Source organism: Brachybacterium sp. P6-10-X1 (genome assembly GCF_001969445.1).
Lineage (GTDB): Bacteria > Actinomycetota > Actinomycetes > Actinomycetales > Dermabacteraceae > Brachybacterium.
In genome coordinates, this window is the sequence record NZ_CP017297.1 from 3073004 (window position 1) to 3086124 (window position 13121).

Annotated in this window: 9 protein-coding genes; 5 read left to right on the forward strand and 4 right to left on the reverse strand. The window is 70.9% G+C overall.

Annotated elements, in window-relative coordinates:
* Nucleotides 1–43: 43 nt before the first annotated feature.
* The 3 genes from BH708_RS13900 (at nt 44) to BH708_RS13910 (ending at nt 3891) form a co-directional block, all read left to right on the forward strand.
* On the forward strand, nt 44–1444 hold the full coding sequence (locus tag BH708_RS13900; RefSeq protein WP_076809565.1) for a GntP family permease: 1401 nt from the start codon (nt 44–46) through the stop codon (nt 1442–1444).
* A 136-nt stretch (nt 1445–1580) separates the two neighbouring features.
* Nucleotides 1581–2936 (forward strand): four-carbon acid sugar kinase family protein, encoded by a 1356-nt coding sequence (locus tag BH708_RS13905; protein ID WP_076809568.1) that lies wholly within the window; start codon nt 1581–1583, stop codon nt 2934–2936.
* Between the two features lie 49 nt (nt 2937–2985).
* Nucleotides 2986–3891, forward strand: coding sequence for an NAD(P)-dependent oxidoreductase (locus BH708_RS13910; protein ID WP_076809569.1), 906 nt, complete (start codon nt 2986–2988; stop codon nt 3889–3891).
* A gap of 31 nt (nt 3892–3922) precedes the next feature.
* On the opposite strand, the gene BH708_RS13915 is transcribed toward BH708_RS13910, so the two are convergent.
* Genes BH708_RS13915 through BH708_RS13925 form a run of 3 tightly spaced genes read right to left on the reverse strand, consistent with a single transcriptional unit; the run spans nt 3923 to nt 7108 of the window.
* The gene (locus BH708_RS13915) at nt 3923–4840 is read right to left on the reverse strand and encodes a carbohydrate ABC transporter permease (protein ID WP_076809571.1); all 918 of its coding nucleotides are present in this window, start codon (nt 4838–4840) and stop codon (nt 3923–3925) included.
* Nucleotide 4841: 1 nt separating this feature from the next.
* Nucleotides 4842–5807 carry a carbohydrate ABC transporter permease gene (locus BH708_RS13920; RefSeq protein WP_076809573.1) on the reverse strand — a complete coding sequence of 322 codons (966 nt, stop codon included), beginning with the start codon at nt 5805–5807 and terminating at the stop codon, nt 4842–4844.
* Nucleotides 5804–7108: an extracellular solute-binding protein gene (locus tag BH708_RS13925; RefSeq protein ID WP_076809575.1), complete on the reverse strand. Its 1305-nt coding sequence runs from the start codon at nt 7106–7108 to the stop codon at nt 5804–5806. Before BH708_RS13925 ends, BH708_RS13920 begins: the two co-directional genes overlap by 4 nt.
* Before the next feature lie 360 nt (nt 7109–7468).
* Here BH708_RS13925 and BH708_RS13930 point away from each other — a divergent pair, with 360 nt between their 5' ends.
* Complete coding sequence (locus BH708_RS13930; protein ID WP_216639472.1) at nt 7469–8749, forward strand: glycosyl hydrolase; 1281 nt, start codon at nt 7469–7471, stop codon at nt 8747–8749.
* A gap of 24 nt (nt 8750–8773) precedes the next feature.
* On the forward strand, nt 8774–11857 hold the full coding sequence (locus BH708_RS13935) for an alpha-mannosidase (RefSeq protein ID WP_076809579.1): 3084 nt from the start codon (nt 8774–8776) through the stop codon (nt 11855–11857).
* Between the two features lie 102 nt (nt 11858–11959).
* Here BH708_RS13935 and BH708_RS13940 read toward each other — a convergent pair whose 3' ends face one another.
* Nucleotides 11960–13120: a Gfo/Idh/MocA family protein gene (locus tag BH708_RS13940; protein ID WP_076809580.1), complete on the reverse strand. Its 1161-nt coding sequence runs from the start codon at nt 13118–13120 to the stop codon at nt 11960–11962.
* Nucleotide 13121: the final 1 nt, after the last annotated feature.

Sequence of the window (13121 nt, forward strand, 5' to 3'; positions counted from 1 at the left end):
CACCGACTGAGGGGCCGCCACCCGTTCACTGGAGAACCACCCCGTGGAAGACCTCGTCCTCGCGGAGCGGCCCGTCTGGCTGCTCCTGACGATCGCCGTCGTCGCGATCGCCCTCCTGCTCGTCCTCATCATCAAGGCGCGCCTGCACGCCTTCTTCTCCCTGCTCATCATCGCGGTCGCCACCGGTCTCGCCGCCGGCATCGGCGTCGGCGACGTCATCGACGTGGTGATCGACGGCTTCAGCAGCACCGTCGGGACCGTCGCCCTGCTGGTCGGCTTCGGCGCCGTGCTCGGCAGACTGGTCGAGGTCACCGGCGGCGCCCAGGTGCTGGCCGACAAGATGCTCGACACCTTCGGCGAGAAGCGGGCGCCGCTGGCCCTCGCCGTGGCCTCGCTGTTCTACGCGTTCCCGATCTTCCTCGACGCCGGGTTCATCGTGATGCTGCCGGTCATCTACACGGTGGCCCGGCGCCTCGGCGGCTCGTTCATGCTCTACGTGCTGCCCTCGATCGCCTCGTTCATGACGATGCATGCGCTGCTGCCTCCGCACCCCGGCCCCACGGCCGCGGCGACCGTGATGGGCGCCGACATCGGCCTGGTCGTGCTGATCGGACTGCTCATCGGCCTGCCCACTTGGTACGTCGGCGGCTACCTGGTCGCTCGCGTCATCGCCCGGCGCTTCCCGGACACCCCGGTGCCCGCCCTGCTCGGCGACCCCCGCGATGTCCCCGAGGAGGAACGGCCCGGCTTCGGCGCCATCATCCTGGTGCTGCTGCTCCCGCTGGTGCTGATCTTCTTCAACACCGGCTTCTCCACCCTGGAGGCCCAGGGCACCGTGAGCGCCGACAACATCGCCTTCCAGGTCTCCCGGCTGATCGGCGCGACCCCTGTGGCACTGGCGCTCTCGGCGCTGCTGGCGATGATCCTGCTCTACGTGATCCCACGCCGCCGCCGCGGCGAGAAGGTCGGCGGACTGCTCGAGGAGCTCGTCGACGACGCCCTCGCCCCCGTCTGCTCGATCATCCTGATCACCGGCGCCGGCGGTGCCTTCGGCGCCATCCTCACCGAGACCGGCATCGGCAACGAGGTGGCCGACGGGCTCGATGCGCTCGGGCTGCCGCTCATCGTCGCCGCCTACCTCGTGACCATGGCGATGCGCATCGCGCAGGGTTCGGCGACCGTGGCCGCCACCACCGGCGCCTCGATCATGGCCCCGGCGATCGTGGCCGGCGACTTCGGCACCATCGCCGTCGCCGCCGTGGTGGTCGCGATCGGAGCCGCCTCCATCGGCTGGTCGCACGTGAACGACTCCGGCTTCTGGCTGATCGGCAAGTTCTGCGGCTTCGACACCGTGACCACCTTCAAGACCTGGTCCGTCGTCGGCACCACGATCTCGCTGGTCGGCTTCGCCCTGTCCGCGGTGGTGTTCGTCCTCGCGGCCTGACCCGCGGCGCACCGCCCGCCCCCGGGGCATCGGGAGCGGCGTCCGCCCCCGGACGTCGGGGAGGTCCTCCCTCGCTTCTGCGCGAGGATGGGGGCACGCCCCGACGTCGACCCCTCGATCCTGGAAGAAGGTCCCCGTGCCCGAGAACGCTGATCGCCGCCTGCTGGTCCTCGACGACGACCCCACCGGCTCGCAGTGCGTCGCCGACGTCGACGTGGCGTTCGACCTGGATCCGGCGATTCCCCGCGGCGTCCTCGCCGAGCCCGGGTCGATCTGCTTCGTGCTCACCAACACCCGGGCGCTGGACGAGGAGGAGGCCGTCGCCCTGAGCGGTCGGATCCTCTCCGGCGTCCTCGCCGAGCCCGGCGCTCCGGATGGCCTGCACGTCGTCTCCCGCTCCGACTCCACATTGCGCGGCCACGTGATCGCCGAGCCGACCGCGATCGCCGAGGAGCTCGCCGCTCACGGACGGGAGGTCGACGCGATCCTGCTGGTCCCCGCCATGCTCGAGGCCGGGCGCTTCACCGAGGGCGACGTCCACTACGCCGTCGTCGGCGGCGAGGCCCGGCGCGTCGAGGACACCGACTTCGCCCGCGACGCCACCTTCGGCTACTCCCACTCCGACCTGCGGGATTTCCTGCAGGAGCGCTCCGGGGGAGCGATCGCGGCGACCGACGTGCTGAGCATCGGACTCGAGGACATCCGCACCGGCGGCATCGAGCGGGTGGAGGAGATCCTCCGCGGTGCGCGCGACCGGCGCTGGGTGGTCGTCAACGCCACCGAGTACTCCGACATGGAGATCGTCGCGGAAGCCGTCGCCCGACGGGAACAGGCCGGCCGCACGCTGATCACCCGCTGCGGACCCTCCTTCGTCCGCCCGCTGGCCGGGCAGAGCGGGGCGCGGGTCGTCGAAGCGGGCTCCGTCTCGATCCCCGAGGGGCGCCTGGACCACGGCCTCGTCGTCGTCGGCTCCCACGTGGGGCTCACCACCACGCAGCTGCGCGCCGTCCAGGCCCGCGGCGCCCTCGTCGAGGTCGAGCTCGACGTGCCCTCCCTGCTCGATGATCGGCGCGAGCGGCATCTCGGCGCGGTCGCCGAGCGCGTGCGGGAGGCGCTGGGCGGGGACGACTGCGTGCTCTACACCAGCCGTGACCTGGTGCGCACGGAGGACCCGGACGAGTCCCTCGCGATCGCCCGCAGCGTCTCCGACGCCGTGGTCGAGGTGGTGCAGCGGGTGCGTTCGGCCCGGCCGGCGTGGGTCGTGGCCAAGGGCGGGATCACCTCGCACGAGGTGGCCGCTCACGGGCTCGGGATCCGCCGCGCCCGGGTCGAGGGCCAGTTCTGGCCCGGCCAGGTCTCCCTGTTCTCTGCGCAGGAAGCCCCCGAAGAGGTCACGGGCACGCCGTACGTCGTGTTCCCCGGCAACGTGGGCGGCGAGCAGGCGCTGGCCGACGTCGTCGACCGTCTCACCGCCGCCGTCGCCGAACGCTGACACCGGCTCCGCAGCGCAGACCCGCCCGCCACCTGTTCAGGAGAAGCTCATGACGACACCGACCGCCCCTGCGCCCGCCACCATCGGCTGGATCGGCCTGGGCGCCATGGGCGCGCCCATGGTCCGCACCGCCGGCGACGCGGGCTTCCCCGTGCGCGCCTTCGACCTCAGCCCGAGCGCCCGTGAGGCCGTGGCCGACGTCGCGACGCCCGTCGGGACGGCGATCGACGCCGCCACCGGCGCCGACGTCGTCGTGGTCATGGTCGCCACCCCGGCCCAGCTCGAGTCGGTGCTGTTCGGGGAGGGCGGCAGCGACGGAGGCATCGCGGCGGCGCTGACCGCCGAGACCACCCTGCTGATCATGTCCACGGTCGGCCCCGCCGCGATCGAGGCGACCCTGGCCGCGCTCGACGGCGTCACCGCGCACGTGGTCGACGCCCCCGTCTCCGGCGGCGTGGCCCGGGCCTGCACCGGTGACCTGCTGATCATGGTCGGGGGCGCCGAGGCCGACGTCGCCGCCGTGCGGCCGCTGCTGGATGCCCTCGCCGCGAACGCTCCCGTCGTCGGGGCCCGGCCGGGCGACGGTCAGCGCTTCAAGGTCGTCAACCAGCTGCTGTGCGGCGTCCACATCGCCGCGGCGGGGGAGGCCCTCGCGCTCGCCGACTCCATGGGCCTGGACCTGGAGCAGGTCCACGAGGTGCTCGGCACCGGCGCCGCCGCCTCGTTCATGTTCGCCGACCGGGGCCGGCGGATGGTCGACGGCGACGTCGACGACGTCCGCTCGGCGCTCAGCATCTTCGTCAAGGACATGGACCTGGTCGGCGAGGCCGCCCGCGAGGTGGGACAGGACGTTCCGCTCGCGACCTCGGCCGAGGCGATCTACCAGCGCGGCAGGGAGCTCGGTCTCGAGCGCAAGGACGACTCGATCGTGTACCGGGTGCTGCGCGGGGAGTGAACCGGAGGGGCACATGTCCTCCGGGCCGCCGTCACTCCTTGACGCCGCCCTCGGCGACGCCCCGGAAGAAGACGCGCTGCAGTGCCAGGAACAGCACGACCAGAGGGAGCACGGCGATGATGGTCCCGGCGGCCACCACCTGGGGGTTGTCCGCGAAGGTGCCCTGGAGGTAGTTCAGCCCGACGGTGAGGGTGTACTTGTCCGGGTCCGAGAGGATCAGCAGCGGCCACAGGAAGTCGTTCCAGCTGCCCATGAACGCCAGCAGGGCGACGACGGCGACGGTGCCCTTGACGGCCGGCAGCCCGAGGCGCAGGAAACGCTGCCAGACCGTGGCCCCATCCATCAGGGCGGCCTCGTCGATCTCCCGGGGGATCGCCAGGAAGGCGTTCCACATCAGTAGGACGCTGATCGCGCTCATCATCGTGGGCAGGAAGACGGCGACGAGGGTGTTCCCCAGCCCCATGGCGTTCACGACCTGGGTGAGGGCGATCATCGAGCTCTCCTGGGGGATGAGCAACGTGGCTCCGAAGATCCCCAGCGCGATGAGCCGACCGCGGAAACGCAGTCGTGCGAGGGCGTACCCGGCCATCGCACATCCGACGACGCTGAGCGAGACGTTGAAGAACGCGACGAACAGCGAGTTGCCGATGTAGGACCAGACCGGGATCACGTCGGTGACCGCCGTGTAGTTGGCGAGGGTGGGGTCCGAGGGCAGGAACTGGGGCGGGGAGGAGTACGGGTTCTCGCCGACGCCCTTCAAGGAGGTCGAGAGCTGCCAGAGGAACGGCCCGATCGAGATGACCACCACGCAGAGCAGCAGCAGATAGCGCATGACCAGCTCGGGCGTCCGTGCCGTCGCGCCGTCGGACAGGAGGTGCTGGCGCGGACGACGGCGCCTCGGGGGCAGGCCGGCGCTCGCAGGGGCGTCGGTGACGGTACCGGTGGCCATCTCAGCTCTCCTTCCGGGAGGACAGGCGCAGGTTCGCGATCATCAGCAGGACGGTCAGCAGGAACAGGACGATGGAGATGGCCGAGGAATAGCCCAGGCGACCGGAGAGCCCGGTGCCCGACTCCCGGATCAGCATCACCAGAGAGCTGGAGCGGCCTCCTGGCCCGCCGGTGCCCCCGGAGAGCACGAAGATCTCGGAGAACACGCGGAACGCGGCCAAGGAGGAGATCACGCCGATCAGGAGCATGGTCGTGCGCATGGCGGGAAGCGTGACGGTGAAGAACCGCCGCACGGGCGAGGCGCCGTCCATCATCGCGGCCTCGTGCAGCGAGGTCGGCACGTTCGCGAGCACGGCGAGGTAGACGACCATGTAGTAGCCCAGGCCCTGCCAGACGGTCACGATGACCGAGGAGACCAGCAGCAGGTACTCGTCGGTCAGGAACGGGATCGGGCTGCTGATCACCCCCAGGGAGGACATGACGGAGTTGACCAGCCCGCGGGAGTCCAGGATCCAGGTCCAGATCAGACCGGTCACCACGACGGAGGCGATCACGGGGGTGTAGACGGCTGTCCGGATCGCTCCGATGCCCGGTACTGCCTTGCGCACCAGCATGGCCAGGAGCAGCGGCAGGACCACCAGGGGCGGGACCGCCCCGACGACATAGAGCAGGCAGTTGCGCAGAGCGACCCAGAACATGGGATCGGCCAGCAGGTCGCGGTAGTTCTGCAGGCCGATGAACGAGCCGCCGACGAGCGGCTGGGCATCGGTGAAGGAGAGCACGATCGTGTTCAGGAAGGGGAAGAGCACGAAGGCGATCGCCGCCAGCAGAGCCGGCGCCATGAGCAGCCAGGGCGAGAGCGGGGAGTGGGTGCGCAGCCCGCGACGGCGCTCCGGTCGAGGTACGGCGCGATCGGTCGCCGGGCGGTCCTCCACCGCGGGGGCGATGGTCGTGGACGATGCGGTCATGAGCTGGCTCCGATCAGTCGGTTCGCCTGGCTGACGGATGCCTCGAGCGCGTCCCGGGCGCTGGTCCGGCCGACGACGGCATCCGAGATCTGGCGCTGCAGTTCGACCCGCATCTCCTCGGTCCAGACCACGGGCTGGTGATTGCGGGCGTCCTCGATCTGAGCGGCCGAGATGACGCGCACGTGGGTGCCGTCGGCGCCGTCCTCCTCGGTGAAGTAGGGGTCCTCGAGCGCGCCGACGGTCGAGGGGAAGACGTTCACCAGGCGGGAGAACTCGGTCTGCTTCTCGGCCCCCGTGACGAACTCCGCGAAGGCGAGGGCGACCTCGGGGTGCGCGGTGCGGGAGCTGACCGCGATGCCCTGCGAGGTCATGTTGGCGTGCCCGGTGTTCGTGATCGCCGAGGTGATGCCGAGGTTCTCGTACAGCCGCGGGGCGTTCTCCCTGAAGTTCTCCAGGTCATAGGCCGAGCCGGGGGACAAGGCGACCTGGCCGCTCTGGAACCGCTCGCCGGCGGTGGTCGCGGTGAGCACGGTGGCATCGGGCAGCAGGCCGCGGCGCTCGTACGCCTCTCGGAAACGCTCGACGAAGCTGACGGCGAGATCGCTGTCGAAGGTGAAGCGCTCCTCCGCGTCGTCCATCACGGCGACTCCGTACAGCCCGAAGTCGGCGATCACGGGCAGTTGGCCGATCATGTAGTACTCGCCCTGCGCCGCATCGCCCATGACCAGAGCCTGATCCAGCAGCTCGCCCCAGGTCGTCGGCGGAGCATCGGGGTCGAGGCCGGCATCGGCGAACAGGGCGCGGTTGTAGTACGTCGGACCGGTGTTGAGATACCAGGGGTAGGCGAAGGAGCCGTCGGCGGCCTCGTAGGTGTAGTCCTGCCAGGCGCCGTCGAGATAGGCCTCCGCTGCGTGCGGCCGGGCCTCGGAGATGTCCAGGAGCAGCCCCGCCCGCGCCAGGGGCAGCGCGAGATCGGGGGAGACGTTGACGACGTCGGGCAGGTCCAGATTGGCGGCGTCGACCTGGAGGCTGTCGGCGTAGCCGTCGGCGGGCTGGTCGATCCAGTCGATCGAGGTTCCCGGGTGAGCGGCGACGAACTCGTCGATCAGGCCCTGGAAGTAGTCGAGGTACCCGCTGCGCAGGTTCCAGGTCTGGAAGCGGATGCTCCCTTCCAGGCCTCCCTCGGCGGTGATGGGGCCGGGCGGCACCGTCGGCCCTCCGGTGGCTCGCAGTCCGCAGCCGGACAGGAGCAGCAGGCCGCCCAGCGCACCACCTGCTACGAGTCCTCGACGTGTGAGCATGTGCTCCTTCTTTCTCCCGCCATCGGAAAAGAGTGGTCAGGGCACGCGGCCTGCCTCGGCGAGCCGAGCGCCTGCGCCGGGATTCGCCCGGCGTCGGGTGCTCCGCGCAGACCGAACACCGCGCTATAGCGCTTAAGTCGCGGACCACTGTAGCGCTTAAGCGCCGACTTGGCACATCGCGGGAAGCTCCCCCATCGCGAGGAGCCGGGTCTCGCGATCGCGGCGGCGGCGGGGAAGCCGGCCCGGGGGCCCGACCACCAGGTGGTCGGGATCGTTCCGGCGCCCGCGGCTCGCCGGGCGAGATGTCGGTGCTAGGATTGCTTAATCGCTTTAGTCGACACGTTGCGAAGGTGATCTTCCGTGCCGAAGCCCATGCTCGGAGCCAACTACACCCCCCGACAGGGGTGGTTCCACTCCTGGGGCTCGTTCGAGCCGTCCCCGGTGCAGGAGGACCTCGCCCAGATCGCGCAGCTGGGACTGGACCATGTGCGGATCTTCCCGCTCTGGCCGGTGCTGCAGCCGTCCCGGACCCTGATCTCGCCCACCGCGGTGGACGACGTCCTCCGGGTCGTGGACCTGGCGGGGGAGGAGGGCCTGGACATCTCGGTGGATCTGCTGCAGGGTCACCTGTCCAGCTTCGACTTCCTGCCCGCGTGGATCTCGACCTGGCACCGTCGCAATCTGTTCACGGATCCGGACGTCGTGGCAGCCCAGCACGAGCTGGCCCGGGTGCTCGGCACCGAGCTGGCTCGTCGCCCCCACGTCACGGGCATGACGCTCGGCAACGAGATCGGCCAGTTCGCCGTGTCGTACCACCCCGATCGGCACCCGACCACGAGCGAGCAGGCCACCGAGTGGACCCGTGCGCTGCTGGAGACGGTCGACCACCACCTCCCCGACCGCCGTCACCACCACAGCTTCGACGACACGCTGTGGTTCAAGGACGATCACCCCTTCACCCCGGCCGACGCGGTCACTCTCGGAGCCTCGACCACCGTCCACTCCTGGGTGTTCACCGGCGCCGGCCAGACCTTCGGCGAGGGGCACCCCGCGCTCGCGCTCTACGGCCGCTACCTCGTCGAGGTCGCCGATCTGTGGCGACGGGAGCTCGGCGCCCCGGAGGACCGGCGGATCTGGCTGCAGGAGATCGGTGCGCCCACGCCCTGGGTCGACGCCGAGCACGCACCGCAGTTCGCGGACACGAGCATCCGCGCGGCCGTGGCCCACCCCGCCGTCGAGGCGGTCACCTGGTGGTGCTCCCACGACGTCAGCCGCGGCCTCGGCGACTTCCCCGAGGTCGAGTACAGCCTGGGCCTGTTCGACGAGCACGGTCGCACCAAACCGATCGGCGAGGCGATCGGCTCTCTCATCGCGGAGCTCCGCGCGGAGCACGTCGACGTCGGCGGTCCTCCCGAGCAGCCCCTCGCCCCCCTGCCCGTTCCCGCCCTCGCCCGGGACGGCTCCGACCGCTCCGTCCTGGGACCCCGGGGAGAGGTCTTCGCGACCTGGGCGGCCGAGGCGCTCGAGGGAAGGCCGCGCCCCCTCGCCACCGCCGACGTCGGGGCTCTCGCCGCCGGCAGCACCGACCACAGTTCCAGCCCCTCGGCACCGATCAACGAGCGCCGCGCGGCGCGGTGCTGACCCGTCCGCCACGAAGGAGACATCGTGCACGACAACCGACCCACCAGCGAGGACCGAGTCCGCCGCTTCCTCCGCGAGCTCCTGCCCGCCCGGAGGCACCTGGACACCGCCCCCTTGCACATCGAGGCCTGGGAGGTGCCGGACGAGCCGGTGCCCTTCGAGGTCGCCCGCGAGCAGGAGTACACCCCGATCTCCGTCGGCGACCGCTGGGGCCGACCCTGGTCGACCCTCTGGCTGCACGTGACCGGGACGGTCCCCGAGCACTGGACCGATGACGCGGAGAGCGACATCGAGCTGCAGCTCGACCTGTGTTTCACCGACATGCCCGGTTTCCAGGCCGAGGCCCTCATCTGGACCCCGCAGGGCGAGACCGTCAAGGCGATCAACCCCTTCAACCAGTACCTCACCCTTGAGCCGGGCCAGCAGGTCGACTACTACCTCGAGTGCGCCGCGAACCCGAACGTCCCGGGTGACTGGACCTTCGCGCCGACGGCCCTGGGCGACAAGGACACCGCGGGCGACGACCCGATCTACGACCTCACCCAGCTGCGCCTGGCCTGGCGCAGCAGGACGATCTGGGAGCTGGAGCAGGACGTCGTGGCCCTGAACGGCCTCATGCACACTCTGCCCGAGCAGTCACCACGCCGCTTCGACATCCTCCACGCCCTGACGGCCGGCCTCGATGCCGCGGATCCGGATGATCTGCACGCCAGCGCCCGCGACGCCCGGGACGCGCTGCGACCCGCGCTCGAGGCCCCCGCGAACGCGTCGGCCCTGACCGTGATCGCGACCGGCCACGCGCACATCGACTCCGCGTGGCTGTGGCCGCTGCGGGAGACCCGCCGCAAGTGCGCCCGGACCTTCTCCAACGTGTGCTGGCTGCTGGAGCACTACGAGCAGCTGACGTTCTCCTGCTCCTCCGCCCAGCAGTACCAGTGGATCCGGGACGAGTACCCCGGGCTGTGGAAGCGCATCAGCCGGCATGTCGGCGAGGGTCGCTTCGTGCCGGTAGGCGGCATGTGGGTCGAGTCCGACACCAACATGCCGGGATCCGAGGCGCTGGCCCGCCAGCTCCTGCACGGCAAGAAGTTCTTCCTGGAGGAGTTCGAGATCGAGACCAAGGAGACCTGGCTGCCGGACTCCTTCGGCTATTCGGCCTCCTTGCCGCAGATCTGCGCGCTCGCCGGGAACGACTTCTTCCTGACCCAGAAGGTCTCCTGGAATCAGTACTCGACCTTCCCTCACCACACCTTCCGCTGGGAAGGGATCGACGGCACCACGCAGTTCACCCACTTCCCGCCGATCGATGCCTACAACGGTCAGCTGACGGCTGCCGAGCTCGCCTACTTCGAGAAGAACTTCAAGGACAAGGGAGCCAGCCACATCGGTCTGACCCCGACGGGCTGGGGCGACGGCGGTGGTGGGCCCACCCGGGAGATGATCGCCTCCCAGGAGCGATTCGCGGACCTCGACGGCGCCCCGAAGGTGGAGTGGTCCACGTCCATGGATTTCTTCACCCGCGCCCAGCGGGAGCATCCCGACGCGCCGGTCTGGAACGGCGAGCTGTATCTCGAGCTGCACCGCGGCACCTACTCCTCGCAGATCCACGGCAAGCAGGGCAACCGCCGCACCGAGGCGCTGATGCACGACGTCGAGCTGTGGAGCGCGACCGCGACCCATCTCGTCGACGCGTTCGAGTACCCCTACGAGGAGATCGACTCCCTGTGGGACAAGCTGCTGCTGCTGCAGTTCCACGACATCCTGCCCGGTTCCTCGATCGCCTGGGTGCACCGCGAGGCGGAGCAGTCCTACGAGTACATCACCGAGCGGGGCGAGGCGCTGGTCGCCGCGGCGCTCGAAGCCCTCGGCGACGAGGACGGCAGCGTGCAGCGGGTGAACTCCCGTTCCCGGGCCGTGCAGGGCGTCGCAGCGCTCGGGGCCGGTCCCACGGGGGCGGCCGCCGACGCTGCGGTGCTCTCCCGCGACGGGGCGTGCCTCGTCGTCGACACCCCGTCCCTGCACGTCGAGATCGACGAGTCCGGGCTGCTCACCTCGCTCCGGGCGGGCCGCGGCGGCCGCGAGGCGATCGCTCCGGGGGCCGCCGGTGCGCAGCTGCAGCTGCACCGCGACGCCCCCAACGCCTGGGACTCCTGGGACATCGACGAGTTCTACCGCCACGTGCACCGGGACCTGGAGGCGGAGTCCTCCCCGGAGGTCACGACCGACGAGGACGGCACCGTGCGGGTGGCTGTCGCCTACCGCACCCGTCCCGAGGACGCACGCCCGCGTCCGTACAAGGGGGCTCCCTCCGTCGGCACGGGGTCGCGGATCGTGCTCACCTACGCCGTCGCTCCCGGCGCGACGGAGCTGGGCATCGACCTCGACGTGGACTGGCACGAGCGCAAGAAGGTCCTCAAGCTCGCCTTCCCCTTGGACGTCCGGGCGGCCACCATGTCCAGCGAGATCCAGTTCGGCCACATCGACCGACCGATCCCGGTCAACACCAACGAGGACTTCGGTCGGTTCGAGACCTGTGCGCACCGATGGGTCCGCGTCGCCGAGCCGGACTTCGGCGTCGCGCTGGCGAACGACTCCTCCTACGGACACGACGTGCGCCGCGTGCTGCGGGAGAAGGGGAGCGGCACCACCACCGTGGTGCGCGCGACCGTGCTGCGCGCGGCCGAGTTCCCGGATCCTCTCGCCGAGGAGGGCAGCTACGCCCTGCGCTACGCCATCCGGCCCCAGGCCGAGATCGCGGATGCGATCGACCTGGGAGAGGGACTGAACCAGGCCGAGCGCACCGTTCGCCGCCGGGAGCCGCTGGATCCGGTGGCGAGCCTCGAGACCGGCAGCGCACGCATCCAGACCGTCAAGAGTGCTGAGGACCGCTCCGGCGACCTGCTGGTGCGGCTGTACGAGTCGGAGGGCCGCCGAGCCGTCACCTCGCTCACCGTGCCGGGTGCCCGCTCGCTCACCGTCGTGGACCTGCTCGAACGCCCGCTGGACGAGCAGTCCCCGCTCGCCGCGCGAGCGGCGCAGGCCCAGGGGGAGCGGATCCCGCTGACGCTGAACCCCTTCGAGATCGCGACGGTGCGCGCGACCTTCTGACCTCGCGGCCCCGGTGCGGTGGCCGGCTCGTCGGTCCCGCACCGGGGCCGACGAGCCGCGCGGTCCGCTGATTCTCGTGCGCGGTGTGGTCCTCGCCGCAGGTCAGCGCGGCACGGCCTCCCATGCCCGGCTCGCCGCGGACCGCACCACGGCCTCGCAGACCTCGGCGGCCGCGAGCCCGTCGGCCGCGCTCGGCGCGAGCTGCGTGCCGTGGGCGAGGTCGGAGAGGAACTCCGCCGCCTCGATGGTCTTGAGGTCGTCGAAGCTCATGGGGATGCCGGGCCCGGGCTGGAAGCGGGAGTAGTCGCCGTGGCCGGGGCCCGCCGGCACCGTCGTGTAGCCGTGCTCGCTGCCGCCCTCGCCGAGCATCACCTCGAACTCGTTCATCCGCGTGAAGGACCAGCGGGCGGAGCCCTCGGTGCCGAACAGCTCCAAGGCGTAGTCGCTGCGATGACCGCGGGCCACGCGGGAGGACTCGAGCGTCGCATGGGCCCCGTCGCTCAGGTGCGCGAGCGCGGCGACCCAGTCCTCGTTCTGCACCGGACCGCGCTCGCTGCCCACCTCGATGCCGCCATGGCCCACCCCGGCGGAGGTCGGGATCGGCCGCTCGGGGATGAACACGTCGGAGGTGGCGGTGAGCTCGGCGATCCGCTGGCCGGTGACGTAGGAGACCAGGTCCGCGCCGTGGGAGAGCAGATCGCCGATCACGCCGCTGCCGGCCTTGTCGCGGTCGTAGCGCCAGGTCAGCGGGCCGTCGGGGGAGGAGGCGTAGTCGGCGTCCAGCCAGCAGCGCACGTTCGTGATCCGCCCCAGGCGCCCGTCGGCCACCAGGGAGCGCAGATGCTGCACGGCCGGGGCGTGACGGTAGTTGAAACCCACGGCGGTGGCGACGCCGGCGGCGGCCGCGGCGTCGTGGATCTGGCGGGACTGCGCGGCGGAGACCCCCATCGGCTTCTCGATCCAGAACGGCTTGCCGGCCTCGGCCGCTGTGACCGCGAAGTCGCGGTGCAGGAAGTTCGGCGAGCAGATCGAGACGGCCTCGACCTCGGGATCGGCGAGCACCTCGTCGATGCTCGCCACCGCCTTCTCGAACCCGAACTGCTCGGTGGCGGCGTGCTGGTTCGTCTCCAGCGGGTCCGCCGCGACCACCAGGCGAGGGCGCACGCCGAGCTCGGGGAAGCGGGACGGGATCCGCTGGTAGGAGGTGGCGTGCAGACGTCCCATCCAGCCGAGGCTGACGACGCCGATGCCGATGTCTCGCATG

Bases quoted from the DNA above. Each gene is read 5' to 3' on its own strand.
- BH708_RS13910 (WP_076809569.1), top strand. From the start codon at position 2,986: ATGACGACACCGACCGCCCCTGCGCCCGCCACCATCGGCTGGATCGGC.
- BH708_RS13920 (WP_076809573.1), bottom strand. From the start codon at position 5,807: ATGACCGCATCGTCCACGACCATCGCCCCCGCGGTGGAGGACCGCCCG.
- BH708_RS13940 (WP_076809580.1), bottom strand. From the start codon at position 13,120: ATGCGAGACATCGGCATCGGCGTCGTCAGCCTCGGCTGGATGGGACGT.
- BH708_RS13925 (WP_076809575.1), bottom strand. From the start codon at position 7,108: ATGCTCACACGTCGAGGACTCGTAGCAGGTGGTGCGCTGGGCGGCCTG.
- BH708_RS13915 (WP_076809571.1), bottom strand. From the start codon at position 4,840: ATGGCCACCGGTACCGTCACCGACGCCCCTGCGAGCGCCGGCCTGCCC.